Consider the following 26143-nt stretch of genomic DNA (forward strand, 5'->3'; position numbering starts at 1 on the left):
GTCCTGCCCGCCATTCCAGCCGCTGTGGCGGCCGGACCCGCGGCCGGGGGCACCGCGTTCTGGGCGGCCGTGGTGATGGCCGCCCCCGCCGCGCCGGCCACCGTCGCCCCGATCGCCGCGGCCGTGCCGGGACCGATCGCCGCGGCCATACCCGGTCCCAGTGCTGCCACCGCCGCGGTGGCGGCGGCCTGGGCGCCGCCCGGAGGTGCGCCGGCTGCCGCGGCGACGCCGACGGACACGAGGCCGGCTACGGCGGCGTGTGCCATGTCGATGCCGTCTCCCGCCAGTGCCGCCGCGGACTTGGCCCCGTCGGCGTGGGCCAGCGTGCCGCCGGCCGCCACGCTGCACGCGCTGACCGCGCCGTGCGTGACCGCGGTGCTGGCGATGGTGTCGAGCTGTGCCGGGGTGAGTCCGAGAACGGCGGTGACCGAGATCTGGTTGGCGGCGGCGCGCACCCCGCGGAACACCTGGCCCCTGCGGTCGCGCTGGGACTGCGCCTCGCTCACCAGCAGCCGGATGGAGCCGCCGTCCGGTCCGGCCGTCTGCGACGACTCTCCGCCCAGCGTCAGCCCCGCCGCCTGATATCCGGTGAGGTAGTGCCGGATGGGGGGAAGCGGCGGTGTGGGCGGCACATCGGGGTGCTGGTCCGCGGCATTGGCCCCCACCGGGTGCTCCGGGTAGCCGTCGAGCGAGTTGGTCGTCTCCGGGAACGGGTGCCAGTACCTGTTGCGCCGGCCGCAGGAGATGAACGCCGCGCTCGGCCGCAGCATGGTCAGGAACGTTCGGGAGGACGCCGTGGCCGCGCCGTGGTGGCTGGTCTTCATGGCGAGCACCCGCCCGGTCGCGTCGTTCGTCCGGTTGATGAACGCCACCACCCCCGGGTTCGGCTGCGGGGGAGCGGTGTGCAGCGTGGCGAGCCCGTCCTCCTGGGCGCGCTCGAGGTCGCCGGCGATGTAGTAGCGGAACTGGTTGAACTCGAGCAGAAAGCCCAGGCTCTTCGCGTTGTCCTGTTCTTTGGCGCTCTCCAACCGCGCAATCTGGGCGTCGGTCATGCGCAGCGGGCCGTTGAAGATGTCCACTGTGGAGATGAACCGCGCCGGTCCGGCGACCTGCTGGACCCACTTGTTCGCCACGACGCAGCGCAGGGTCGGGTGGTTCGGGGCGTAGGCGGGTGGGGTCTCCGCCCACACCGGACCCGGCGGGCCGCTGCCTCCGTTGCCCCACAACACATCCTTGCCGAGTAGCCAGGTGGGGGGCCGGAACCCGGCCACCGCCGGCACGGCCGGGGCGATCGGCAGGGTGGGAAAGTTGTTGCCGTCGTACTGGACGATGTAGAAGCTGTTCACCCCGGCGGTCGCATGCCGCACGCCGGGCCGGGCCGCGATCGCGTTGAGGTAGACCTGGTACTTGCTGACCTTGGGCACCAAGACGCCGTACGGGTTGTTGTAGTAGTCCGTCCGGCGGGCCACGGGCAGTGAGCCGCAGTCGTAGATGATGGCGTTGTGGTATCGGGGGGTCACCGGCCGCTGCAGCAGGTTGATGATGCCGTAGTAGTGGTCCTCGTCGAAATGCGTCACCACCATGGCATGGAGCTGGATCGCGGGAGCGTTCGCGTTGATGTAGCCGTCCACGTAGCCCCCGCCGCCGGCCCGCCCGGCGTCGATCAGGACCGCCCGGGCGATCGGCGGGTTGGCGCCGACGGCCGGGTGCCGGGCGATGACCAACGTCGCGTCGCCCGAACTGCGGAGGTAGATGTGGTGGATCTCCACTGTCCAGGGCATGTCCTGCTCCCCTCACTCCCAGGCGATCCAGTCGAGGCGCAGCTGCTGGTCCCAGCCGCCGCGCAACGCGTCCAGGCGCAGGATGTTCACCATCATGTGGGTGTGGTCGACGACATTCACCGTGATCGCGAAGATGTCTGGGTAGAGCAGCCCGTCCCAGCGGATCTCGTTGCGCGCGGTCACCAGGGCCCGCGGCGCTGAGCCGAAGGGCTCGGGGAAGTTGATCCGCACCACCTTGGTCCCGCCGGTGTGCGAGCCGGCCACGAAGTGGGCCCCCTGCACCCGGTTGAACTGGTGGTTGCTGTTGATCCGCAGGCCGAGCACCTTGGCCGCACCGTTGACGAGCAGCTTGTGGCCCTGCGGATCGGTCGCCCCGATCGCCACGTTGCCGCCGCTGTCGTTGATGTACACATTGGACGCGTCCTTGCCGCCGCGGATGTAGGTGTGCTCGTCGGTGCTGTAGTTGAAGTGCGAGATCCGTTGTGTGCCACGGAAAAGTGCGGTGCCGCCGGGTGCGCTGCCGCGGGCCACGTCCAGCGTGCCGTCCGGCGCGCTCAGGCCGACCCCGACCCGGTTGCTGATCGGGTTGATCGCGAGCGGCCGGTTGCCGTGCGACTGCACCCAGCTGTAGTCCTGGTGGTACCCCAGCCGCAGGTTGGAGGCGTTGACCGGGCCGATGACGAGCGCGTTGCCGTTGCCGTCCTGGTTGGTGTGCATGATCTGCAGCCGGCCCTCCGGGGCATTCGTGTTCACCCCCACGTTGCCGGCCGACGGCATCAGCGCGATGTGATCGTTGGCGTCGTTCGAGGTGCCGATCTCGAACGTGGTCGCCTCACCGGTCCGGGGGTAGTAGCGGATCCAGGCCGCGTCGCCGGATCCCTCGGCGGGGTCCTTCGGGAACAGGATGCCGGCGGTCTCGCCGTTCCCGGCGCTCGGCATGATCGCCCCGCCGGCCACGTGCAGCTTCGCCAGCGGGGTGGCCGTGCCGATGCCGACCCGCGCGTCCACCCGCTTGTCCGGCGGCATGTCCCGGCAGACCAACGGTCCTTTCTCGACGGTGACGGCGAGGTGGCCGTCCCAGTACCCCGGCATGTTCTCGTAGTGGACGTACAGGTGGGTGTGTCCCGACGGCGGCCGGGCGATGATCCCGGTCAGGTTGACCACGATGTCCTTGCCGGGCACCAGCGCGATCTGGGTGGGAGTGGTGAGCCGCCAGGCGAGCGTCTGGCCCTGCTCGGTCGGTGGCGCGGCCACCCAACCCTCGGCCTTGACCACGATGTTCTTGAGGTCCGCCGACTTGCCGATCACCCAGTCGCCCGCCGGGCTGTCCGCCTTCTGGACGTCGAAGGACAGGACGAACGCCGAAGGTGCCGTGCGGCCGCTCGGGGTGAGCGGGATGGGCTGCTTGGAGACGTTCGCGATGCGCAGCCGCAGGTCGCTGGTGCTGGCCCCGTCGGCGATGATCGTATTGAAGCCGACGAACCCGACCTGCAGCGGGATGTGTTGCTGGCCACGGCGGTTGACGATGCTCAGGTGCCGCACCCGGCGGCCGCGCAGCGCGGACGGCTCGTCCGGATAGGACATCTCGGCGTAGCTGAGCTGGACCCGGGTGCCCCGGGTGCCGCCGACGCCGTCGGCGCCGATGTTCTGCAGGGTGAAGCCGACCGTCTCACCGGGCTTGATCTCCCGCTTGTCCTTGCAGCTCAAGGCGAACGCTACGGTTCCGTCCGGTTGGGACTGAATCCGCATGGTCCAGCCGGCCGGCCCGGTCATGGTGATCTTGCCGAGAGAACCCGCGGGCAGGGTGCCCGGCCGGAACCGGAGCTCCAGGTGGCACTTACCGCTCGCCGGGTCGACCGGCGCCAGCACGATGCTCTGGCTCGCGCTGTTGGTCACCTCCAGCCGCATGCTGTTGCCGGTCGGGTCGTCCACGATCGCCAGCACGGACTGGTCGTCCTTGTCATGCAGGCTGAACGCCAGCGGGTGGCTGCGCCGGAACGCCGCCATCGCGCTCTGGTCCTCCTCGATCACCTGCCGGATCTCCTCGGCCGAGAGGGCCCGCTCGTAGACCCGTACCGCGGCCAGCCGCCCGGCGAACCCCGCCTCGCTCAGCTCCGGCTTGGCGAGGCCGAAGGACCACGCCGTGTAGTTGAACGCCGCGGGCTGGGCCGTGCCCCACGGTTTCCCGTCGAGGTAGCAGTACAGCGCCTTGCCGTCGTAAGTGGTCGCCACGTGCACCCACGTGCCGGTCGGCAGCGGCGGCGTTGCGGCGCCACCGTTCCAGACGCCGAGCTGGGTGCGCCCGTCCGGGTTGATCAGCCAGTGGTGCGCGCCGGGGCCGGCCTGACCGAACAGCAGCAGCCATTCGCGCTTCGCCGGATAGGAGTCGAGCCACACCCAGCCGGCGATGCTGTGCACCGGGTTGCTCCCCGCGGCCTGTGGGGTGACCCCGGAAACCGCGACGGTGTCCGTGCCGGCGAACCGCAGGCTGCTGCCGAACCGCTCGTCGGGCACGACCGACGGCGCCCCGGTGACGGTGCCGTGCCTGGCATGGCTCGAGCTGTCCTGGACCTTGCCGCCCGGCAGCGCGTCCAGCCGAAGGTGCAGCAGCAGCTGATTGTCGAAAGCGGTCATCGGCTGTCCTCGGTGATCTCGCGGTGGGCCACGTCGTTCGTGCTGTGCAGCTGGGCGGTCGCCTGCTGCTGGACCTTGTCGATCAGCAGGTGCACCCGTACGTAAGGCAGCTGCCCCAACGCGTCCAGCACGGTGTTGGTCTCATCGACGGTCAGGTTCAGCTGGATCTCGTGCCGCATGCTCGCCATCCCTCGTCAGTCGGCCGATTCCTCGGGACGCAGCTTCAGCCAGCCGCCGCGCAGCTCCTGGGCCGCGGCGAAGCTCGCCACGGAGCTGACCGGCCCGATGCGTTCCTCGCCGAGGTCGAGGATCGAGTCGATCAGCGGCTCGGCACCGGCCAGCTCCGCGGTCAGCACCGGCTGCGCGCGGCTGTCTCTGGCGGTGACCAGTGCCCGGCTCACCGTGCCGGTGATCGCAGCGAGCCAGCCGGTCTCGGTGCGCAGCAAGCGGTTCCAGGCCGGCGCCGCGATCGTCTCGGCCAGCCGGCCGGTGGTCTCCTGCCGCTGCACGAGATGGTCGCCAAGGGGCGCCAGGATGTCCTCGACGCGGTCGGTCATCGCCCGGAACGGCGGATCGAGCTGGACTGCCGCCCGCTCATCCGGATCGACCGCGCGGATCTGACCGGTCGCGCCGGGAACCGGTTGGAGCCAGGCGATGTGCGGATCGATCAGGTGCTCCCACAGCCGCGTGGCCATGGTGTCGACGAACGTCCCGCGGCCGATCGTCGGCGCGTCCGAGACCTCGGCCCAGGCCCCGTCCTCCTCGTCGACCCAGGTCCACCGGTAGCCCGGCTCGATCGGCAGCGGCAGGTTGACCGCGCCCCGGTCGGTCAGCAGCGGCGCGCAGGGGAACGTCACCTCGATCTTGCTCAGCGCCGGGACGTAGTGCGGCGGCGGGATGCTGATCGTCTTGACCGGCTGGATACCGGAGGTCACGTGCACCTTGCCGCGCGGGTCCACCAGCAAACGCACCACTTGGGACGGATCGTCGACCGCGTGGGGGACCTGCAGCGGGCCGTCGGCGTAGGTGCGGATCGCGGGGTGCGGGAAGCTCTCGCCCTGCGGTGAGTAGAACGTGCTCTCCTCGCCGAGCCAGTAACCGATCAGCCCGTCGTCCAGCTGCTGGTAGGCGCCCAGCCGCAGCGGGAAGACGACCCTGGTGAAGCCGTCGCTGTCCCTGGTGCTGCGCGCCATGTCCTGGCGGAACTGGTTCCAGCCCTGGTGCACGGCCGGCAGCCCGAGCAGCTCGAGGTCCAGCGCCGCGCGAACCAGCGCGATCGGGCGGCCGATGAGCACCGCGAGGTCGACGTGCGCGTCGACGCCCTCCGGCTCGATGTTCTCCAGCGCGCTGTCCAGCGCCCCCATCAGCTGGGTGAGGAACTCCGGACCGTGGCCCAGAATGTCGGCGACGGTGCGGCTCAGGTACGGGTTGTCGATGTCCGGCGGGGTCGGCACCCCGGTGCCGCCCGGCGCCGGTTGCCAGCGGGCCAGCGCGTCGATCGCGCCGAGCGCCCGGCCATCGCCGTCGTAGATCATCAGGCTGGTGTCGACGTGGTTCGGCAGCAGCCATCCGCAGATCGGGCTGGTGTCGGGATGAACGCTGGTCTCCAGGTTCCGGTCCGCGTCCAGCCACCGGAACACGACCCTGGCCGGCTGCGACAGCCGCGGTGGCAGGCAGATCAGGTTGGGGTTGTCCGGGATCGTCAGGGCTTCGGCCGGCAGCGCGTCCTCGACGCGCACATCCCGGGTCTGGCCGAACGTGTCCACCAGGCGCAGGCGCAGCAGCCGCAGCGCGCCCGAGCGGATCGGGCTGAAGTCGTTGAGCGGCTCGGGGGCGCTCCGGTTGCTGGTGCCGACCGCCGCGCGGACGGCGCCGGCGAAGGCGCGGTCGTCGTCGAAACCGAGCGGGTCGTCGATCGGCAGCTGCTTCACCGTCCGGTGCATCAGCAGAGCGTCGTTGAAGCCACCGAGCGACTGGGCGAGGTAGTTCATGCCCAGCAGCTCCTGGTAACCGCGGATCGCGAGGTACACCGGATCCGCGGCACGCGCCTCCGGAGTGTCCAATGTGGATGAGAAGGTTTGCTCGTACCAGGACCGCAACGCCTCGATCACCGGTCCGGGATCGGTCGCCGCCGGCCCCTCGTTCGCTTCGTTGAACTCGGGCAGGATCTCCTTGCGCAGGTATTCGGTGAGGCTACGGCGAAGTCGCTCGCCCGCGTGCCAGGTGAGGAAGTTCGCTCCACTGTAGACAGCGGCGGCGCCGGCCAGCGTCTGGTCAGCGGTCAGCACGAGGTCGGGGTCCTGCGCGGTGAGCGCGTAGTTGGCGGTGATGAAACCGGTGCCGTAGCTGTCCGCCTCCGGGTGGAGGTTTCCCTGGTTACGCAACGGGAACAGCTCCACCTCCCACTCCAGCTGGAAGGGGTTCCACGGCGAGCCGTCCGAGTCGCGGAAGGCCACGCTGCCGCCGCCCTGGCCGACCGGCTGGGCGGCTTCGCGCTGGCGCAGATCGTCGATGAGGACGGTGAGCGCCGGCAGGTCACCGCCGATCACGTCGGTGACGGCCGTGACCGGCACGGGGTAGCAGGCCAGCAGCGCATCGTCGCGCAGCCGGCCGTCCCGGCCGTGCCGCTCGGTGGCTCGCGCGTCATCGCCGGTGAACAGCACCACCGGGTCGGTCGGCTGCCAGAAACGCGGCGCCACCAACGGTTTGAGCTCGTAGCTCAGCTTCGACGCGCGCAGCTGCTCCCGCTGGTTGAGCGCGTCGAGGGCCTGGGACACGGCGGCGTGGGCGGCACGCAGCCGGCTCTCCGGAGTGTCCGGCGTGGGCTCGATGGCGCCGGCCAGCTCGAGGACCCGTGGCAGGCTCTTGGTCTCCAGGAACGCCCGCACCTCGTCGATGTCCGGGTAGTCGTCCCCGGTGTCCTCCGGCGGGTACGCGCAGAGCAGGTACTTGTACCAGTCGGCGAACAGCTGCCGGCGCAACGTCTCGAGCTCCGTCGCGGCGCGGTCGCGGGCCTGCTGAGCCTCGTTGAGCCGCCCGAGCAGGCCGGCCAGCTCGGGCGGGAGCTCCACCTGGGCCTGCGCCTGGGCGCGGGCGGCGTCGGCCGGCAGGGGCACCGGCGACGTGCCGACCGGTCCGATCGTCCACAGCACGTCCCCGCGGTGGGCGGTGAACCCCTTCTCGTGCCGGATCTCGTGGAACCGCGCGCCGGTGTCCACCAGGTGGTGCTCGAGCCGCGGCGCGAGCTGGATCGCCTCGAGCTGGTCCTCGATCTGGAAGCGCAACGCCCGGTCGATCCGCGCGGCGAGGGCGACGGACAGCGCCTCGGTGCCGGTGTTGCCGAGGGTGACGACGGTCGGCTCGACCGGCCCGGGCGCGGCCGGCGGCACGAAGCCGAGGCTGGCATAGCAGGCCAGCCGGACCGGGAACTCCTCGGCGTCCGGCGCGCTGAAGGTCCAGGCGGCGTACCGCTCGAGCACCGCGCGCAGCGAGTCGTCCGGCTTCGCCTCGGCGATCACGGTGGGCAGGAAGTCCGTGGCCGGGTCGGCGTACCAGCCGATCAGGTCGTACCGCAGGCCGGCCGGCAGCTGGCCGCCGACCTCGCTGTCGTGGAAGCCGAACACGCTGTGGCAGTTGGGATACAGCGCGGCGAAGGCCGGGTCGCTGTAGCCGCCGCCGTCGGCCAGCTCGAAGCCGACCGCGCTCAGGGTCCGCACGTACCCGGCGGCTGGATCCCCCTCGTGCCACAGCTCGAGTGGTTGCACCCGGCCGAGGTACCGAAACGGCCGGTACCGCCCGCCGGCCGGGTCGGACGGGAAGGGCACCGCAACGCCCATCGTCTCGCCGATCCCGTCCGGATGCAGGTAGTCGCTTTCCACCACCCAGGCGCGCGGCGCGAGTGACTCCGGGCTGCCCTTGGCGAACCCGCGCCGCACCAGCCACCGGTTGGGCACGGCCGGAAACCTGGTGCGGTGGTCGCCGCTTCCGTTCTCGGTCCGCCGGTGCCGGCCGCGGGTCAGCGCGTCCGGCAGGGCCCAGTGCAGGTGCACGCCGGCCCGGAGCACCGATGTCTCATCCTGGAACGGACGGGCAACGATCTCCTCGCTGATCTGGGCCACATCCGAGTTCAGGTCGCGCGTGCCGTCGCGGAACGGAAGCCTGGCGAAGTCCGCGGTCGCCTGGACGACCACTCTGTCGTTCGGGCAGTGCAAGGCGTCCAGATGAACGGGGACCATCAATGCGTTACTCATAAATGGCAGCGAATCCGATCATGCCATTGGCGGGAATGGCCGCAACACTTCCGCGGAAATATATCTGAACGATGGCGCCTCGGGCAATGGGCCGAACGGCCCTAGTGAACCGGCGCCGCAGGTGTTAGGACCGGAGTTACCCAGGCGCCACGAGCGGAGAAATCGTCCATTGAGGACTTAGCGGCAGCGCGTGGAGACCCTCCGCCGCCAGATTAACCCACGATTCATGACATATTTCGTAAACAGATCGGCAGTCTCTTGACAAGAGCCCGTCGGCCAATCCGCGAACGCAATCTCGGATGACCGCCGACCACATGCGACGGATGGTGGACCCGCGCCGCGCCACGATCCGGCCGGGGGCGGCACGGCGGCCACCAGCAGCGGGCTGACCGCGGCCACCGCCACCACTGCGTCGCCCGGATGAGTTCGGTGGCGGAGAAGTGTCGAAGCTTGTGGAGGGTCGTGCGGATCTTCAGCCGCTTAACCATCCGGTCGTACCGCTGCGTCAGCGTATGCGGGTAATAGAACGTGCCGTGGTCCGCAGCTGACGAGAAGACGAAGGCATCCTCGGAAAGTCCGAGTCCCAATGCCTCGGCCCGGGCCTTGACACGGTCCAAAAGCTCGCTCAGGATCAGCACGGTCTCGGGATCGAGGGCCACGCGGCGGTGCTGATGGGTCTTGGTGGGGCCCTCCACCCATCCCTTCTTGCCTTTCTTGATCGCCCGGCCGATCCACATCGTCTCTTCCCCGGGGGCGAAGTCGATGTCGTTCCACCGCAGCGCGCACAGTTCGCCTCGGCGGGCGCCGGTTGTCATCGCGATCCAGATCAGGGCACCCCGGTCCTGGTCCCGCCATGCCTCATTGATGATCAAGGCGGCCTGGCGGGCCGTGGGTGGCTTCGGGGTCGGTGGCGGCGGGGCCCGGCGGCTCGGCCTCGCCCATCGGGTCGTCGGTGATCCACTTCCACCGCTTCGCCGATGCCACGCGATCCTTTCCAAGATCGCTGACAGAGACCGTTTGACCAGGTCAGACGGGGGGAGCCGGTGGCGGGACTCGAACCCGCAACCTTTCGCTTACAAGGCGAGTGCTCTGCCAATTGAGCTACACCGGCGACGCCGGCCTCGACGGAGGCCGCCCACCGATCCTAGGTGACCCCACCCACCCGGGTCCCGGGACTATCACGCGACGTCGCGAAACTTAGCCAGCCCCCACCCCGTCCTGGGGTGGGGGCCAGGGCTCCGGCACAGTCCGGTGCCGGCCGTGTGCCGGTGTGGTGGCGCCGGGCGTGTGACGAGAAGCCCGGTCGGGTCGCCCGAGTCGGGCGTGAAAACAACGGCCACGCGGCGCGCGGCGTAGCCGTCGTTCACAGGTCGATCTTGGCGCCATACCCCAGCCAGCCCCCACCCCGTCCTGGGGTGGGGGGCGGGTTCGTGGGCCAGTGTAGCCGCATCGAGCGACCGTTGATCTTGGTTGGGGGCGGGGTGTGGACAACTGAAGGGTTGTGGATGGGTCCGGTCAGTGGGGGTCGAGCAGGGCGGACAGGTGGGTGGAGTGGGCGTTGCTGCCGGTGAGGATGGTGGCGAGGGTGGCGCCGGGAATGTCGTGGTTGGCGATGGCGGCGAGGCCGGCGGCGCCGGAGGGTTCGAGGATGAGGCCGAGGGTGGTGGCGGCCAGGTGCATGGCGCCGAGCATGGCGGAGTCGGTGACCGGGAGGACGTCGTCGACCAGTCGGGTCAGGCGGGCGACGGATTCGGGGACGGGGATGGTGACGTGGATGCCTTCGGCGATGGTGTCGGCGCGGTCGGTGGCGACCGGGTGGCCCGCGCGGTAGCTGTGCAGCATGGCGGGGGCGCCGGTGGCGCAGACGCCGATGACGCGGATGTCCGGGTCGAACTCCTTGACCCAGCGCGCCATTCCGGTGATCAGCGCGCCGTCGCCGAGGGGGACGACGATGGCGTCTGGGCGTTCGCCGCGCAGCAGCTCGACGGCGATGGTGCCGGCGCCCTCGGCGATCTCGGGTTCGCGGCCGTCCTCGATGAGGGTGCAGTCGGGGTGGGCGGCGACGTGCTCGGCGGCGGCCTCCTTGGCGGAGCGGCCGGCGGCGACCTCGATCACCGTGGCGCCGAGGGACCGGATGCGGTCCAGTTTGGACGGATTGACGCCGGCCGGGGCGAAGATCTCGGCGGCGATGCCCCTGGCGCGGGCGGCGTAGGCGATGCCCTGGCCGAAGTTGCCGGTGGACACGCAGACGACGTGCCGCGCGTCGGTGCGCCGGCCGAGCAGGAAGTCGGCGCCGCGGCCCTTGAAGCTGCGCAGCGGGTTGGCGGTCTCCACCTTGACGATCACGCGTCGGCCCAGCGCGGCGCACAGCTGCTCGTCGACGTACTGCGGGGTGTCGCGGAACACCGGGTCGATGGCCCGGGAGGCCATGTCGATCCGGGTGACGGAGAGGTCGAGGTCGCCCAGGTCTGCTGATCGTATACGATGTGCGTCCACAGCTGCGCATCGTATACGATCAGCAGCGTGGCTGTAAACGCCGACCCTATCCCCCGCCCCGAGCCCCTCCGCGCCTCGGTCTACCGCCGCGTCGTGCGCCTCATGACCGACGGCGAGCTCGAACCCGGCCAGACCCTCACCGAGGCCGGCCTGAGCAAAGCCCTCGGCGTCTCCCGCACCCCGGTCCGCGAGGCCCTGCTCCAACTCGAGGCCGAAGGCGTCCTCCAATCCACCCCGGCGAGAGGGTTCACCGTGCGCGAGCTGACCGCCACCGAGGCCACCGAGCTGTTCCCGATCCTGGCCGCCCTCGAGGCCCTCGCCGTCCGCCAGGCCAGGCCCACCCCCGACCTTCGCACGCTGCGCAAGCTCGACGCCGAGCTCACCGCCGCCGAGGACCCGGTCACGCGCTGGCGGCTGGACACCGCCTTCCACGAGACGATGGTCGAGCGCTGCCGCAACGCCAGCCTCCGCGCGCTGATCACCAGGCTCCGGGTCACCCTGTCCCGCTACGAGATCGAGTACATGCGCCGGGCCGGCGGCGCTCAGCACACCGGCGGCAACCGGCACGCCGCGATCGTGGACGCCCTTGCCCACCGCGACCTCGACGGCGCAGCCGACGCGATCGCCAGGAACTGGCAGCAGAGCCTGGACGCGGTGCGAACCTGGCTCGCGGCCGGGACCGCCTAGGCGTCGACCACGACGACCTCGTAGGTCGGCGAGGTGGGCGGGAAGCCGGTGTCGAAGTGGGTGTTGACGGCGGCCAGCCGGTCGCCGAACAGCGCCGCCGTTGCCGGGACGTGGAACTCCGGGCTGGTGATCTCCTCGACGAGGGTGCCCCGCCGAAGATCCCCGCTCAGCCGCCACTGACTGATCACGTTCTGGCCGTTCTGCACGACCCACAGCCGCCGGCCGTCGAGCACGAGGCCGTCGGCGCTCGGCACGTCGACGCCGGCGATGACCGCGCTTGAGCCGGTCGACGGGTTGACCGTGAACAACTGGCCAAGCGTGGAGTGGGCCACGATCAGCGTCCGGCCGAAGTCGGCGGCCCTGATCCCGTTGAGGTTGAAGTCCCCGCTGGTGTCCGCCGCCGGGCCGGACAGCGCCAGCGTGCGGAACGGGCCGGGCACGCCGTGGATCAGCGGCACGAAGAACAGCTTGGCCTGCATCGAGTCGGTGAACCAGGCGCCGAACGGGGTCAGCGTCACGTCGTTGATGAACGACGCGCTCGGGTCGGCGAAGTCGTAGCTGGCCACGGTGGCGCCGGTGCGGGTGTGGTAGACGTAGGCCTTGCCCGGCCCGCCGGCGACGAACAGCAGGTCGTGCCGGACGTCGGCGACCATGCCGACGGCCATCCGCCCGTCCGGGGCGTCGATGAACGGCGCGGCCGTTCCCCGGCGGGCGTCTCCGCGGAAGATGTCGCCCCGGAACAGGTCACCGGCGAAGAACGTGCTGCCCTTGCCCGCGGCGATGCCTTCCGCGCCGCTGGCTCCCGGCAACAGGATCACCAGGTCCGCCGAAGCTGATGCCCCTGCTGGCGCTACCACCGAAAGGGCCGACACCAACGAAAGCAAGGCAACGATCCTGCGCATGAAGGCTCCTCGAGGCTGGCTGGTCCCCCGGTCGAACATCCTGCCGTGACCGCCGACACTGCGTGAACCTCTTTTCGGTGGAGCGCGGCGGGAGTGATTGGTGGCTAACCTCGAATCGGGCGTTTCGGAATCGAGGGAGGCACGTTCGGCGTGGTCAACACAGGCGCATTCGCCGGTGCCGGGGCGGACTTCGTGGTGGTCGCCAACCGGTTGCCGGTCGACCTCGAGCAGCTCCCCGACGGCACGAAACGCTGGAAGCACAGCCCAGGCGGCCTGGTCAGCGCGCTGGTTCCGTTCCTGCGCAACCACAGCGGCGCCTGGGTGGGCTGGCCGGGGCTGCCCGACGCGGAGGTCAGCCCGTTCGAGGACGGGGAGATCTGGCTGCACCCGGTCACGCTGTCGGTGTCGGACGTGCGCAACTACTACGAGGGCTTCTCCAACGCCACGCTGTGGCCGCTGTACCACGACGTGGTGGCCCCGCCGGTGTTCGACCGCGGCTGGTGGGACAGCTACGTCAAGGTCAACCAGCGGTTCGCCGACGTGTGCGCGAAGGTGGCCGCGCCGGAGGCCATCGTGTGGGTGCAGGACTACCAGCTCCAGCTCGTCCCGGCGATGCTCCGGGAGCAGCGGCCGGACCTGCGGATCGGGTTCTTCCTGCACATCCCGTTCCCGCCGACCGAGCTGTTCATGCAGCTGCCGTGGCGCGCGGAGATCATCCGCGGGTTGCTCGGCGCCGACCTGGTCGGCTTCCACCGTCCCGGCGGCGCGCAGAACTACCTGTGGCTCGCCCGCCGCCTGCTCGGGCTCGACCCCAGCCGCGGCACGGTCGGCGTGCGCACCCGGCCGGGTGTGGTGCAGGTGGGCGACCGCCCGGTCCGGGTCGGCGCGTTCCCGATCTCGATCGACTCGGCGAACCTGGACGCGCTGGCCCGCAGCCGCGAGGTGGTGCAGCGCTGCCAGCAGATCCGCAACGATCTCGGCAACCCGCGCAAGATCATCCTCGGGGTGGACCGGTTGGACTACACCAAGGGCATCGACATCCGGCTCTACGCGCTGCAGGAGCTGCTGGCCGAGGGCCGGATCGATCCAACGGACGTGGTCATGGTGCAGCTGGCCACGCCGAGCCGGGAACGGGTGGAGCACTACCAGCAGATGCGCAGCGACATCGAGCGGATGGTCAGCCGCATCAACGGCGAGTACGGCCGGGTCGGCCAACCGGTCGTGCACTACCTGCACCAGTCGGTGGACCGCAGGGAGCTGGTCGCGTTCTTCTCCGCGGCCGACGTCATGCTGGTCACCCCGCTGCGCGACGGGATGAACCTGGTGTGCAAGGAATACGTGGCCTGCCGCCATGATCTCGGCGGTAGCCTGGTGCTCAGTGAGTTCGCCGGTGCCGCGGCCGAACTGACCAGCGCCTTCTTGGTCAACCCGCACGACCTGGACGGGGTCAAGAACGCCATTTATGCCGCCCTCACGGTCGATCCCGCCGAGGGTCGCCGTAGGATGCGCGCGCTACGGCGTCAGGTACTCACCCATGACGTCGACCGGTGGGCACGGTCTTTCCTCGACGCCCTCGTACCGGAGCAAACCCAGCCCTGAGTGTGTCAAGGAGACGGTGTTGAGCGCGGAGACCCTCACTCCTGAGCTGCGGCGCGCGATCGTGCAGATCGCCCGCACCCCCCGTCTGCTGGTGGCCTGCGACTACGACGGGACGCTCGCCCCGATCGTCGAGGACCCCGAGCGCGCCCGGCCGCTGCCGGAGTCGGTCGGCGCGCTGCGTTCGCTCGCCGGACTGCACGAGACCACCACCGCGGTGATCTCCGGGCGGGCCCTGCGCGACCTGGCCACGCTGTCCCGGTTACCCGCCGAGGTGCACCTGGTCGGCAGCCACGGCTCGGAGTTCGACATCGGCTTCATCCACGCCCTCGACGAGCGGGCCAGGGAGCTGCACCGCCGCCTCGAGGACGAGCTCGAGCGGCTCACCGCCGGCGCCGACGGCGTGCACCTCGAGGTCAAGCCGGCCAGCATCGCCGTGCACACCCGCAGGGCCGACCCCGCGGTGGCCGCCGGCGTGGTCGAGGCTGTCCAAACAGGACCGTGCACTTGGGACGGTGTACAGGTCACGGAGGGCAAGCAGGTCATCGAGTTGGCGGTGGTGCAGACCGACAAGGGCCGCGCGCTGGACGTGCTGCGCCACCAGGTCGGCGCCACCGCCGCGGTGTTCCTCGGCGACGACGTCACCGACGAGAAGGCGTTCGCCCGGCTGTCCGGGCCGGACCTCGGGGTCAAGGTCGGCCACGGCGAGTCGCTGGCCGCGTTCCACGTCGCCGACACCACCGCGGTCGCCGTCGTGCTGGCGTTCCTGCTCGAGGAACGCCGGAACTGGCTCTACGGCGGGCAGGCGCCGCCGATCGAGCGCTTATCGATGCTGGCCAACGAGCGCTCGGTGGCGCTTGTGACCCCGGACGCGCGGCTGACCTGGCTGTGCCACCCGGAGCCGGACTCGGCCGCGGTGTTCGCCGACCTGCTCGGCGGGCCGTCGGCCGGGCACTTCTCCATCTCACCCGAGCGCGGCGGGCTGCCGCTCGGCCAGCGCTACCTGCCCGGCACCATGATCGTGGAGACCCGCTGGTCGGGCCTGCTGGTCACCGACTACCTGGACCACTACGCCACCCTGCACCGCACGGACCTGGTGCGGGTGATCTCGGGCAGCACGCCTGCGGTCGTGGAGTTCGCGCCCCGGCCGGAGTTCGGCCAGGTTCAGGTGCGGCTGATCGCCACCGACGACGGGCTGCGGGTGCTCGGCACGTCGGATCCGGTGGCGTTGCGCTCGCCCGGCGTCCGCTGGGAGATCACCTCGGACGGCGTGCACGACACGGCCCGCGCCGTGGTGCAGGCGACCGCCGAGCAGCCGGTGGTGCTGGAGTTGCGCTGTGGCACCAACAGCCTCGACCCGCACGAGGTGCCGGAGCAGGAGCGGCGCGGCCGGGCGGCGGCGTACTGGTCGGAGTGGCTGGCCACGCTGACGCTGCCGACCGTCGAGCGGGACCTGGTGGCCCGCTCGGCGCTGACCCTGCGCGGGTTGTGCCACGGCGAGACCGGCGCGATCATGGCCGCGGCCACCACGTCGCTGCCCGAGGAGATTGGCGGGATCCGCAACTGGGACTACCGGTACTGCTGGCTGCGCGACGCGTCGATGACCGCGAAGGCGTTGGTGTCGCTGGGATCCACGGCCGAGGCCGAGGCGTTCCTCAACTGGCTGCACCGGGTGCTGGCCACGCTGCCGGGGCCGGAGCTGCTGCACCCGCTGTACACCATCGCCGGCACCACGCTGCCGCCGGAAGCGGTGATCGACACGCTGCCCGGGTACGCCGGCTCCCGGCCGGTCCGGGTGGGCAACCTGGCCAACCAGCAGGTGCAGCTGGACGTGTTCGGGCCGGTCGTGGATCTGGTCGCCGCGCTGTCCGAGGTGCGCGGCAAGCTCACCGACGACGACTGGCGGATGGTCTGCGCCATGGCCGAGGCGGTCAGCAGGCGCTGGCGCGAGCCGGACCACGGGATCTGGGAGGAGCGGCACCGGCCGCGCCACCACGTGTACTCGAAGGTCATGTGCTGGCTGACGATCGACCGCGCGGTGCGGCTGGCCGAGGCGCACGGGCGCGAGGTGCAACGCGGCTGGCCGGCCCTGCGCGACGGGATCGCCGACGACGTCCTCAGCCGCGGCTGGAACGACGAGGTCCGCTCGTTCACCACCGCCTACGACGGCACCGACCTGGACGCGGCCACCCTGCTGATCGGCATGGTCGGGCTGATCGACCCGACCGACGAGCGGTTCCAGGCCACGGTCACCGCCGTGGAGGCGGAGCTGCGCAGCGGGTCCACTGTGTACCGTTACCACCGCGACGACGGCCTGCCCGGCAACGAGGGCGGCTTCCACCTGTGCGCCGCCTGGATGATCGAGGCCTACCTGCTGACCGGCCGCCGCGCCGAGGCCGAGGACCTGTTCGCCCAGATCGTCGACGCCGCCGGGCCCACGGGCCTGCTCCCCGAGGAGTACGACCCGATCGCCGAGCGCTCCCTCGGCAACCACCCCCAGGCCTACTCCCACCTCGGTCTCATCCGCTGCGCCCAGCTCCTGTCCGACGGGGTCACCGCACCCACGGCGTGAACGCGGTGGCGGTCATCGGGCAACACCTGATGTGAGGACGATGACCGAGTCCGGAGCCGGGGAGGTGCCGGCCGAGCGGGACCGGCCGGTTCTCGGCGGGCCGGATCCGATGATCGAGTTCGGGCGGCTGTTCGACGCCTACGCCGCGCCGCTGCACCGGTACCTGGCCAGGCGGGTGGGTTCGGATGTGGCGCACGACCTGGTGAGCGAGACGTTCCTGGTGGCGCTGAACCAGCGGCACGGGTACGACCCGCGCCGGGCGGTGGTGCGCTCGTGGTTGTACGGGATCGCCACGAACCTGCTGCGCCGGCACGTCCGGCAGGAGGTGCGGCGGCTGCGGGCGACCGCGCGGGCGGTGGGGTGGGCCGATCCGGAGCCGGGCCACGAGGGCCGGGTGACCGACCGGGTCGACGCCGCGGCGCTGGCGGCCCGGCTGGCCGGCGCGCTCGCCGAACTGTCCGAGGGGGATCGTGACGTCCTGCTGCTCACCTCGTGGGCCGGGTTCGACTCCACCGAGGTCGCCGACGCGCTGGGCATCCCGGTGGGCACCGTGCGGTCGCGGCTGCACCGGGTGCGCACGTGGTTGCGTGCCAACGCACCCACACACTCCACTGTGGAGGAGGAGGACCGTGACTGAGAACGTGCGCGAGATCTGGTCGGACGACGATCTCGACCGGGCGCTGGCGGCCCTCCACTCCGAAGTGGACACTGACGAGCGGGCGCTGGCGCGGGCAAGGGCGGAGCTGACCGGCGTCGCGGAACCCGCGCCGCGCCGGTATCGGGCCCGCTTGGCGGCCGCGGCCGCGGCCGCGGTGGTGGCGGCGCTGGTGGCCGGACTCCTCGTGGTGCAGACCGGAAGCGCGCCACCGCGGGCGAGCGCCGCGGCCGAGGCGCTGAACTCGGCGGCGGACCGGATCGGCGCGTCCGATCCGCCGATCGGGCCGGGCCAGTACCGCTATGTGAGCACGCACGCCTGGTGGCTGAGCATGTTCATGCTCGAGCCGCGCGGCTTCTCGTACCTCGCCGAGAACCTGATCGAGGCCTGGGTGCCGGCCGACCAACGCCAGCGGTGGCTGGAGCGCAGGACCGTCACCGGGGCCCGCAAGTGGGTGCGGGGAACCGAGGCCGAGGCAAGGGCGGCCGGCGTGCCGATCGAGGAGGCGCCGCCGCCGAGCGAGGAGTGGAACGCCCCGCCGTCCGGCGGCTGGCAGCGGCCGAACGAGCAGTGGCTCGCCGGGCTGCCCCGCGACCCGCAGCAGCTCTACGACCGGCTGGCCGCCGACGCCCCGGACAACGACCGGGGCGACACCGAGCTGCTCGTCTACGCCGCCGACGCGCTGCGCAGCGGGCTGGTCCCGGCCGACGTGCGGGCGGCGCTGTACCGGGCGCTGGCCAAGCTGCCCGGACTGGAGATCACCGACCGGCTGGCCAACCTGGACGGCCGGACCGGCACGGCGTTCGGCATGAGCGACGGCGACATCCGCCACGAGATCATCATCGACCCGGAGACCGGCGCGTTCATCGGTGAGCGCGAGACGACCGTCCGGGACCAGGACGGCCTGACGGCCGGCACGGTGCTGGCCTACACCTCGGTGACCACCGCGGTGGTGGACGCGGCGGGCGCCAGGCCGAGCTGACCGACCGGGGCCAGGGTCGCCGCGTGGCGCAACATGGCGACCGGTGGCCGTAGCTTTCAGAGCACGGTGTCCAGGCACAGGGCTAGCGCCTGCTTGAGGTCGGACACCACGTAGGCGGTGATCCCGTCCGGAATGCGTCCGGCGTCCGGCGGGACCATCGCGTGGGTGAAGCCCATCCGGGCGGCCTCGGCCAGCCGGGTGCGCACGCCGCCGACCCGCCGGACCTCGCCGGCCAGCCCCACCTCGCCGAGCACGACCAGGGTGGGCGGCAGCACGAAGTCCCGGGCCGCCGACGCCACGGCAAGGGCCACGGCGAGGTCGGCGGCCGGCTCGACGATGCGCATGCCGCCGACCGTCGCGGTGAACACGTCGCAGTCGCCGAGGCCGACCCGGCCGCGCCGTTCGAGCACGGCCAGGGCCATGGCCACCCGCGCGGAGTCCAGCCCGCTGACCGCCCGCCGCGGGGTGCCGAGGCTCGAGTTGGACACCAGCGCCTGGACCTCGCCGAGCAGCGGCCGCTTTCCTTCCACCGCAACGGTGATCGCGGTGCCGGGCACGCCGGTGTCGCGCCGGTTGAGGAACAGCCCGGACGGGTCCGGCACGCCGACGATGCCGTCGTCGACCAGCTCGAAGCAACCCACCTCGTCGGCCGGGCCGAACCGGTTCTTCACCCCGCGCACCAGCCGCAGCGTCGAGTGCCGGTCGCCCTCGAAATGCAGCACCACGTCCACCAGGTGCTCGAGCACCCGCGGCCCGGCGATCGAGCCGTCCTTGGTGACGTGCCCGACCAGCACCACCGGCAGCCCGCGCTCCTTGGCCAGCGCGACGAGGGCGGCGGTGACCGCGCGGACCTGGGTGACGCCGCCGTGCGTGCCGTCCACCTCGGCCGACGCCAGGGTCTGCACCGAGTCGATCACCAGCAGGCCGGGCTTGACCGCGTCGACGTGCCCGAGCACGGCCGCGATGTCGGTCTCGGCGGCCAGGAACATGGCCTCGTGCACGTTGCCGGTGCGCTCGGCACGCAGCCGGACCTGGCCGGCCGACTCCTCGCCGGTCACGTACAGCGACGGCCCACCGGCCCCGTCGCGGGCCGCCCAGCGGAACGCCACCTCGAGCAGCAGGGTCGACTTGCCGACCCCCGGCTCACCGGCGAGCAGCACCACGGCGCCGGGCACCAGGCCGCCGCCGAGCACCCGGTCCAGCTCCGGCACCCCGGTGCGGCGCGCCCGCGCGGCCTCGACGTCCACCTCGGCGATCGGCCGGGCCGGCGTGCCCGGCGCGCCGGCCGTGATCTTGGCAAGGGCCGCCCTCGGGACCCCGACCTCCTCGAGGGTGCCCCACGCCTGACACTCCGGGCAGCGGCCGACCCACTTGGCCTCCGCGTGCCCGCACTCGGCGCAGCGGTAACCGGGCCGCGCGTTCTTCGCCATGCGAGCAAACTACGGCGGGACCCCGACAGATCCGCAAAAGACGTGCCGTGGCGGCCGGTATTTGGACCGCGGAACAGTCAGCCGTGCCCCGACTCGCCGCTGGACTCCGGCCGCGCGGTGGTGGGCGCGGCGATCGGCAGGTCGAGCGTGACCGAGCCGGCGTTGCGGAACACGAAGGTGACCGCGTACGTCTTGCCGGGCATCAGCGCCGAGGTGAGCCCGGTCAGGACGATGGTGGCCCGGCCGAGCTCGGTCGGCTCCTCCGACGCACTGGTGGGCGCCGACGACGACGGCGCGGAGCTGGGCGGGGAGCCGGGTGCGGAGGTCGGCGAGCCCGGCGCCGAGCTGGGCGCGGAGGTCGACGTGGGCGCCACCGTGGAGCTGGGGGTCCTGGTCGTGGCGGGCGCGCTGGACGTCGGCTCGGTGTCGGCCGCCTCGCCCGGCGTGCCGACCGCGATGGCCCTGCGCGGGGTCAGGTTGCGGTCGCCGCTGATCTCGGCGTCCTGGGCGACGGGGCTGGACACCTCGACCAGCTCGTCGGGCTGCGGCCCGGTGTTGACGATCGTGAGCACCAGCGTGGCCCGGCCACCGGACGGGTACGCGCCGCCGTCGGGGTAGGCGAACATCGCGTCCCGGATCATGATCGCCCCGACCCGGCCCTGCGTGCCGTTCACCGAGGGCAGCACCGAGTCGGTCTGGGTGTCCTGCCCGGCACTGCAGCCGGCCAGCGCGAGCGCGGCGGTCAGCCCGGCCGCGACCGCTCCCACCGCGGCCGCCACGGTGCGCCGGTTGGTCGACTCATGCGGTGCTCGGCTCACGGTTGCGGTTCCTTCCTGGGCATCGCGCCGAAGTACGCCGGAAGGGTATCCGGCACGCGGTTCAGCTCCCCCGCGTGGTCGCTCTGAAGACCACGGGCCAACGTCCACAGTGGAGCGCCGAGGTCTACACCACCTGTGCGAATCACATTTGCCAGAAGCGCCGAAGCACGCCGGGCACGCTTTGTCAACCCCCCGTTCCGCCCCTCGTTGGCCCGTTGACCTGCGATTACGGACCGCGGGGCGGTTTCAGCGAGACTCCAGCGCGTGTTAAGATGGGTGTAGCGAAAGGGGCAGAGGACACTATGGTTTTCAAGGTCGGAGAGACCGTCGTCTACCCGCACCACGGTGCCGCACTCATCGAAGCAATCGAGACCCGCGTGATCAAGGGCGAGGAGAAGAAGTACCTCGTCCTCAAAGTCGCGCAGGGTGACCTCACGGTTCGCGTTCCCGCCGACAACGCCGAGATCGTTGGTGTTCGGGACGTCGTGGGTCAGGAGGGTCTCAACCGGGTCTTCGATGTCCTGCGGGCTCCTCACACCGAGGAGCCGACGAACTGGTCACGGCGATACAAGGCCAACCTCGAGAAGCTCGCCTCCGGCGACGTCAACAAGGTGGCCGAGGTGGTTCGGGACCTGTGGCGGCGCGAGAAGGATCGCGGGCTGTCCGCTGGCGAGAAGCGCATGCTCGCCAAGGCCCGGCAGATCCTGGTGAGCGAGCTCGCGCTGGCCGAGGGCACCGACGAGGACAAGGCCGAGGTCATCCTCGACGAGGTCCTCGGTACCGCGGTGGTCTGACGCTCACGCGGCACCTTCGATGAGCGTGGTCGCGCTCGTCCCCGCCGCCGGGCGGGGTGTACGTCTCGGCGGCAGCGTGCCCAAGGCGCTGGTTCCGATTCGTGGGGAGCCGCTGCTCGTGCACGCCGTCCGCGGCCTGCTGGCTTCGGGTTGCGTGCACGCCGCCGTCGTCGCGGCCCCGGCGTCCGATGTGGACGTCGCGGCCGGCGCGCTCGCCGCGGCCGGCGTCGACGCGCAGGTGGTGCCGGGTGGCCCCAACCGAACCCAGTCGGTGCGGCTGGCCCTGCACGCGGCCGGCGATCCCACGATCGTGCTCGTGCACGACGCGGCCAGGGCGTTCACCCCGGCCGAGGTGATCAAGGCCGTGGTGGCCGCGGTCAGCGCCGGCGTCCCGGCCGTGATCCCGGTCCTTCCGGTGGCGGACACCGTCAAGCGGGTCGATCCTGCCGGCGTGGTGTTGAACACGCCGGACCGGTCCGAGCTGCGGATCGTGCAGACCCCTCAGGGCTTCTCGGCCGACGTGCTCCGCCGCGCCTACGACGCCTACCCCGACGACACCACCACCGACGACGCCGGGCTGGTCGAGCGCCTCGGCGTCCCGGTGGCCACCGTGCCGGGGCACGCCTACGCCATGAAGATCACCACGCCGTTCGACCTCGCCATCGCCGAATCGGTCCTGTCGTGAGGGTGGGCATCGGGACCGACGTGCACCCCGTGCAGGCCGGACGGGAATGCTGGATCGCCGGGCTGCTGTGGCCGGGCGTGGACGGCTGCGCCGGGCACTCCGACGGCGACGTCGCCGCGCACGCGCTGTGCGACGCGCTGCTGTCGGCGGCCGGTCTCGGCGACGTCGGCGCGGTGTTCGGCACCGGCGACGAGCGCTGGGCCGGGGCGCACGGCGTGGCGCTGCTCGCCGAGGTGCGGCGCCGGGTCGAGGCGGCCGGCTACCGGGTGGGCAACGCGGCCGTGCAGGTGATCGGCAACCAGCCCAAGATCGGCCCCCGGCGCGCGGAGGCACAACGGGTGCTGTCCGACGCCGTCGGCGGCCCGGTCGCGGTGTCCGGCACCACCACCGACGGCCTCGGCCTCACCGGCCGCGGCGAGGGCGTCGCGGCCGTCGCCAGCTGCCTGTTGATCCGTAACGTGGACCCGTGAGGGCTTCCGGCCCAGCGACGGCGGGCCGGAGGTCCGCCCGAGCGGCCGGACATACGCGACTGGCGGCTGGCAACGCAAAGTAGTGCTGCCAGCCCGCCCGAACGTTGAATGGAGCACAGTGAGCATCCGCGGCGTCCTGTTCGACTTCTCCGGGACCCTGTTCCACCTCGAACCCAGCGCCGAGTGGTTCGACGGCTACGCGCTCGACCGGGCGAGGATGATCGACGTGCTGACCTCGCCTGCGTCGTCCGGGTACCTGCCGGAGGACCTGCGCGACGCGTGGGAGCGGCGTGATCTCGACCCGGACATCCACCACACCGTGTACCTGACCGCCCTGCGCGCGGCCGCGCCCGGCGTGCCCGGCGAGGTGCTCGAGTCGATCTACCGGCGGGTCCCGGCCGCGGAGTCGTGGCTGCCGTACCCGGACACCGGCGCGGCGCTGAGCCGGCTGCGGGACGCCGGCGTGCCGGTGGCCGTGATCAGCAACATCCCGTGGGACATCCGCGGCGTGTTCGACCGCAACGGCATGGCCGACCTGGTGGACGAGTACGTGCTGTCCTACGCCGAGGGCGTGATGAAGCCGGACCCGAAGATCTTCCTGACCGCGTGCGAGCGGATCGGCGTCGAGCCGAAGCACGCCATGATGATCGGCGACAACGAGGAGGCCGACGGCGGGGCGCGACGGATCGGCTGCCGGTTCGCGGCTGTCAAACGAGTTCCACCGGCGCAGCGGCCCGACGCGTTGGTCCGCACCCTCGCCCGTACCATTTTCGTGTGAGCCTGCTGCACATTTACGACACCGCGACCAGGACGCTGCGGGAGTTCCAGCCCGTGCGGAGCGGAACGGCGTCGATCTACGTGTGCGGGCCGACTCCCCAGGGGCCGCCGCACATCGGGCACGTCCGCGGCGCCCTCGACTACGACGTGCTGCGCCGGTGGCTGCTGGCCACCGGGTACGACGTCGTGCTGGTGCGCAACGTCACCGACATCGACGACAAGATCCTGACCAAGGCGGCCGAGCACGGCAAGCCGTGGTGGCAGTGGGCGGCCACGCACGAGCGGGCGTTCGACGCGGCCTACGACGCGCTCGGCTGCCTGCCGGCGTCGATCGCGCCGCGGGCGACCGGGCACATCACGCAGATGGTCGAGCTGATGCAGCGGCTCATCGACGCCGGGCACGCCTACGCGGCCGGCGGCGACGTGTACTTCTCGGTGGAGTCGTACCCGGCCTACGGCGAGCTGTCCGGGCAGCGGCTCGACGAGGTGCAGCAGGGCGAGGCGCCGGCGCACGGTAAGCGGGACCCGCGCGACTTCACGCTGTGGAAGGGCGCCAAGCCGGGCGAGCCGTCCTGGCCGACGCCGTGGGGGCCGGGCCGGCCCGGCTGGCACCTGGAGTGCTCGGCGATGGCGCTGACGTACCTCGGCGCCGAGTTCGACGTGCACGGCGGCGGCCTCGACCTGGTGTTCCCGCACCACGAGAACGAGCTGGCGCAGTCGAGGGCGGCCGGCGACCCGTTCGTCCGCTACTGGATGCACAACGGCCTGGTCGGCATGGCCGGCGAGAAGATGTCCAAGTCGCTTGGCAACGTGGTGTCCATTCCGGAGATGCTCGGCAAGGTACGCCCGCAGGAGCTGCGGTACTACCTGGTCGGGCCGCACTACCGGTCGGAGATCCAGTACTCCCGCTCCGCTCTCGACGAGGCGATCCGCGCGTACCGGCGGATCGAGTCGTTCATGCGCCAGGTCGCCCAGCGCACCGGCGTCGTCCGGCCGAGCGAGCCGGGACCGGAGTTCTCCGCGGCCATGAACGACGACCTCGGCACGCCCGCGGCGCTCGCCGCGGTGCACAACGCGGTCCGGCAGGGCAACATCGCGCTGGACTCCGGCGACGAGGACGCGGCCCGCGCACTGGCCGCCACGATCCGCGCGCAGCTGGACGTGCTCGGCCTTGACCCGTTGTCGCCCAAGTGGTCCACTGCCTCCAATGTGGACAACGGAGCGATGCAGGCACTTAACTCCCTTGTGGACGACCTGCTCGCCGAGCGCCAGCGGGCCCGCGCGGAGCGCGACTTCGCCAGGGCCGATGCCATCCGGGATCGCCTGCTGGCCACCGGAATCACCGTCGAGGACACTCCCGACGGTCCATTGTGGACTTTGAAGGACAGCTGACGTGGCAGGAAACTCCAAGCGCCGGGGTGCGGTTCGCAAACCGGGCACGAAGAAGGGCGCCGTCGTCGGCTCCGGTGGCCGCAAGTCCAAGGGCCTTGAGGGCAAGGGCCCGACCCCGCGCGCCGAGCGCCGCCCCGGCCACCCCGCCCAGCGCCGGGCCGCCGCCGCCAAGACCGAGCAGCAGCGCCAGCGCCGGGACAGGCCCACCGCCGAGCTGGTCGCCGGCCGCAACCCCGTGGTCGAGTGCCTGCGCGCGTCCGTCCCCGCGACCGCGCTCTACGTCGCGCTCGGCATCGACGCCGACGACCGGGTCACCGAGGCCGTCCGCCTGGCCGCCGACCGGGGCATCTCCGTCCTCGAGGTCAGCCGCGCCGAGCTGGACCGGCTGACCGGCGGCGCCGTGCACCAGGGCCTGGGCCTGCAGGTCCCGCCGTTCGAGTACGCCCACCCCGACGACCTGCTGGCCGCGGCCGCCGAGTCCACCGAGCCCGCCCTGCTGGTCGCGCTCGACGGCGTCACCGACCCCCGCAACCTCGGCGCCGTCATCCGCTCCGCCGCCGCGTTCGGCGCCAACGGCGTCCTCGTCCCCCAGCGCCGCAGCGCCGGCGTCTCCGCCGTGGTCTGGCGTACCAGCGCCGGCACCGCCGCCCGCCTCCCGATCGCCCTCGCCACCAACCTCACCCGCACCCTGCGCTCGTACGCCGCCGAGGGCCTGATGATCGTCGGCCTGGACGCCGACAGCCCCGACACCATCGACGACCTCACCCTCGCCACCTCCCCCCTTGTCGTCGTCGTCGGCTCCGAAGGCCGCGGCCTGTCGCGCCTCGTCCGCGAATCCTGCGACCAAACCATCGCCATCCCCATGGCCGCCGGCGTCGAATCCCTCAACGCCTCCGTAGCCGCCGCCGTCGTCCTGGCCGAAGTCGCCCGCCGCCGCCGCACCGCCGGCCGCACCTAGCACCCCCACACGCCGGGGCCGAGCGCGGGATGCCGGCGTGTGTCCCGCGCTCAGGCAGCCGCACGACGCCCCCCTGCAGCCGAGTGCCGCAAAGCGCGCCATACCCCACTCAGCCCCCACCCGTCCTGGGCAGGGCTCCGCAAAGTCGCCAAGATCGTCTTGTGGAAAACGGCGGCTGCGCCGCAGTTCAACACCCGATGGGGCGACCCGACCGGCAGCTCCGCGATCATGCCCGCCACCCGGCACCGTGCCCCGACCCTGCCG

20 protein-coding genes, 1 tRNA gene and 1 pseudogene are annotated in these 26143 nt (G+C 71.7%); 11 read left to right on the plus strand and 11 right to left on the minus strand.

Annotation, left to right across the window (positions count from 1 at the left end; translation table 11 throughout):
• The 8 genes and pseudogenes from VGX25_RS27940 to VGX25_RS27975 all read right to left on the minus strand — a co-directional run.
• Window positions 1–1781 (minus strand): annotated as a pseudogene (locus tag VGX25_RS27940) (hypothetical protein); the annotation flags it as partial.
• A 12-nt stretch (window positions 1782–1793) separates the two neighbouring features.
• On the minus strand, window positions 1794–4415 hold the full coding sequence (locus tag VGX25_RS27945; protein WP_326920902.1) for a LamG domain-containing protein: 2622 nt from the start codon (window positions 4413–4415) through the stop codon (window positions 1794–1796).
• Window positions 4412–4594 carry a hypothetical protein gene (locus tag VGX25_RS27950; RefSeq protein ID WP_326920903.1) on the minus strand — a complete coding sequence of 61 codons (183 nt, stop codon included), beginning with the start codon at window positions 4592–4594 and terminating at the stop codon, window positions 4412–4414. The genes VGX25_RS27945 and VGX25_RS27950 overlap by 4 nt, the downstream gene beginning before the upstream one ends.
• Window positions 4595–4609: 15 nt before the next feature.
• Window positions 4610–8665 (minus strand): hypothetical protein, encoded by a 4056-nt coding sequence (locus VGX25_RS27955; RefSeq protein ID WP_326920904.1) that lies wholly within the window; start codon window positions 8663–8665, stop codon window positions 4610–4612.
• A gap of 224 nt (window positions 8666–8889) precedes the next feature.
• Window positions 8890–9537, minus strand: a complete 648-nt coding sequence (locus tag VGX25_RS27960; RefSeq protein WP_326920905.1) for a tyrosine-type recombinase/integrase — start codon at window positions 9535–9537, stop codon at window positions 8890–8892.
• Window positions 9524–9649 carry a hypothetical protein gene (locus VGX25_RS27965; RefSeq protein ID WP_326920906.1) on the minus strand — a complete coding sequence of 42 codons (126 nt, stop codon included), beginning with the start codon at window positions 9647–9649 and terminating at the stop codon, window positions 9524–9526. Before VGX25_RS27965 ends, VGX25_RS27960 begins: the two co-directional genes overlap by 14 nt.
• 54 nt (window positions 9650–9703) lie before the next feature.
• Window positions 9704–9776, minus strand: a tRNA-Thr gene (locus VGX25_RS27970).
• A 404-nt stretch (window positions 9777–10180) separates the two neighbouring features.
• Window positions 10181–11161: a threonine ammonia-lyase gene (locus tag VGX25_RS27975; RefSeq protein ID WP_326920907.1), complete on the minus strand. Its 981-nt coding sequence runs from the start codon at window positions 11159–11161 to the stop codon at window positions 10181–10183.
• 27 nt (window positions 11162–11188) lie between these two features.
• Here VGX25_RS27975 and VGX25_RS27980 point away from each other — a divergent pair, with 27 nt between their 5' ends.
• Window positions 11189–11848, plus strand: coding sequence for a GntR family transcriptional regulator (locus VGX25_RS27980; RefSeq protein ID WP_326920908.1), 660 nt, complete (start codon window positions 11189–11191; stop codon window positions 11846–11848).
• On the opposite strand, the gene VGX25_RS27985 is transcribed toward VGX25_RS27980, so the two are convergent.
• Entirely contained in the window at window positions 11845–12750 is a 906-nt protein-coding gene (locus VGX25_RS27985; protein ID WP_326920909.1) for a hypothetical protein, read from the minus strand. The genes VGX25_RS27980 and VGX25_RS27985 overlap by 4 nt on opposite strands.
• A gap of 150 nt (window positions 12751–12900) precedes the next feature.
• Between VGX25_RS27985 and VGX25_RS27990 the strand changes: the two genes are divergently transcribed.
• Genes VGX25_RS27990 through VGX25_RS28005 form a run of 4 tightly spaced genes read left to right on the plus strand, consistent with a single transcriptional unit; the run spans window position 12901 to window position 18555 of the window.
• Window positions 12901–14349, plus strand: a complete 1449-nt coding sequence (locus tag VGX25_RS27990; protein ID WP_326920910.1) for a trehalose-6-phosphate synthase — start codon at window positions 12901–12903, stop codon at window positions 14347–14349.
• Between the two features lie 16 nt (window positions 14350–14365).
• Entirely contained in the window at window positions 14366–16918 is a 2553-nt protein-coding gene (gene otsB, locus VGX25_RS27995) for a trehalose-phosphatase (RefSeq protein WP_326920911.1), read from the plus strand.
• 40 nt (window positions 16919–16958) lie between these two features.
• The gene (locus tag VGX25_RS28000; protein WP_326920912.1) at window positions 16959–17555 is read left to right on the plus strand and encodes an RNA polymerase sigma factor; all 597 of its coding nucleotides are present in this window, start codon (window positions 16959–16961) and stop codon (window positions 17553–17555) included.
• Window positions 17548–18555, plus strand: a complete 1008-nt coding sequence (locus VGX25_RS28005; RefSeq protein WP_326920913.1) for a CU044_5270 family protein — start codon at window positions 17548–17550, stop codon at window positions 18553–18555. Before VGX25_RS28000 ends, VGX25_RS28005 begins: the two co-directional genes overlap by 8 nt.
• Window positions 18556–18611: 56 nt before the next feature.
• Here the strand turns inward: VGX25_RS28005 and radA are convergent, their stop codons facing one another.
• Window positions 18612–19985, minus strand: a complete 1374-nt coding sequence (gene radA / locus VGX25_RS28010) for a DNA repair protein RadA (protein WP_326920914.1) — start codon at window positions 19983–19985, stop codon at window positions 18612–18614.
• Between the two features lie 77 nt (window positions 19986–20062).
• A complete protein-coding gene (locus VGX25_RS28015; protein WP_326920915.1) occupies window positions 20063–20803 on the minus strand; it encodes a hypothetical protein in 741 nt (246 codons plus the stop codon).
• A 302-nt stretch (window positions 20804–21105) separates the two neighbouring features.
• Here VGX25_RS28015 and VGX25_RS28020 point away from each other — a divergent pair, with 302 nt between their 5' ends.
• The 6 genes from VGX25_RS28020 (at window position 21106) to rlmB (ending at window position 25879) form a co-directional block, all read left to right on the plus strand.
• On the plus strand, window positions 21106–21597 hold the full coding sequence (locus tag VGX25_RS28020; RefSeq protein ID WP_325157921.1) for a CarD family transcriptional regulator: 492 nt from the start codon (window positions 21106–21108) through the stop codon (window positions 21595–21597).
• A 19-nt stretch (window positions 21598–21616) separates the two neighbouring features.
• On the plus strand, window positions 21617–22282 hold the full coding sequence (ispD, locus tag VGX25_RS28025; protein WP_326920916.1) for a 2-C-methyl-D-erythritol 4-phosphate cytidylyltransferase: 666 nt from the start codon (window positions 21617–21619) through the stop codon (window positions 22280–22282).
• Entirely contained in the window at window positions 22279–22752 is a 474-nt protein-coding gene (ispF, locus tag VGX25_RS28030; protein WP_326920917.1) for a 2-C-methyl-D-erythritol 2,4-cyclodiphosphate synthase, read from the plus strand. The genes ispD and ispF overlap by 4 nt, the downstream gene beginning before the upstream one ends.
• 118 nt (window positions 22753–22870) lie before the next feature.
• Complete coding sequence (locus tag VGX25_RS28035; protein ID WP_326920918.1) at window positions 22871–23530, plus strand: HAD family hydrolase; 660 nt, start codon at window positions 22871–22873, stop codon at window positions 23528–23530.
• A complete protein-coding gene (cysS, locus tag VGX25_RS28040; RefSeq protein WP_326920919.1) occupies window positions 23527–24921 on the plus strand; it encodes a cysteine--tRNA ligase in 1395 nt (464 codons plus the stop codon). Before VGX25_RS28035 ends, cysS begins: the two co-directional genes overlap by 4 nt.
• A gap of 1 nt (window position 24922) precedes the next feature.
• Window positions 24923–25879 carry a 23S rRNA (guanosine(2251)-2'-O)-methyltransferase RlmB gene (gene rlmB, locus VGX25_RS28045; RefSeq protein WP_326920920.1) on the plus strand — a complete coding sequence of 319 codons (957 nt, stop codon included), beginning with the start codon at window positions 24923–24925 and terminating at the stop codon, window positions 25877–25879.
• Window positions 25880–26143 lie beyond the last annotated feature (264 nt).

This window comes from Actinophytocola sp., from assembly GCF_035942955.1.
Classification (GTDB): Bacteria; Actinomycetota; Actinomycetes; order Mycobacteriales; family Pseudonocardiaceae; genus DASYTH01.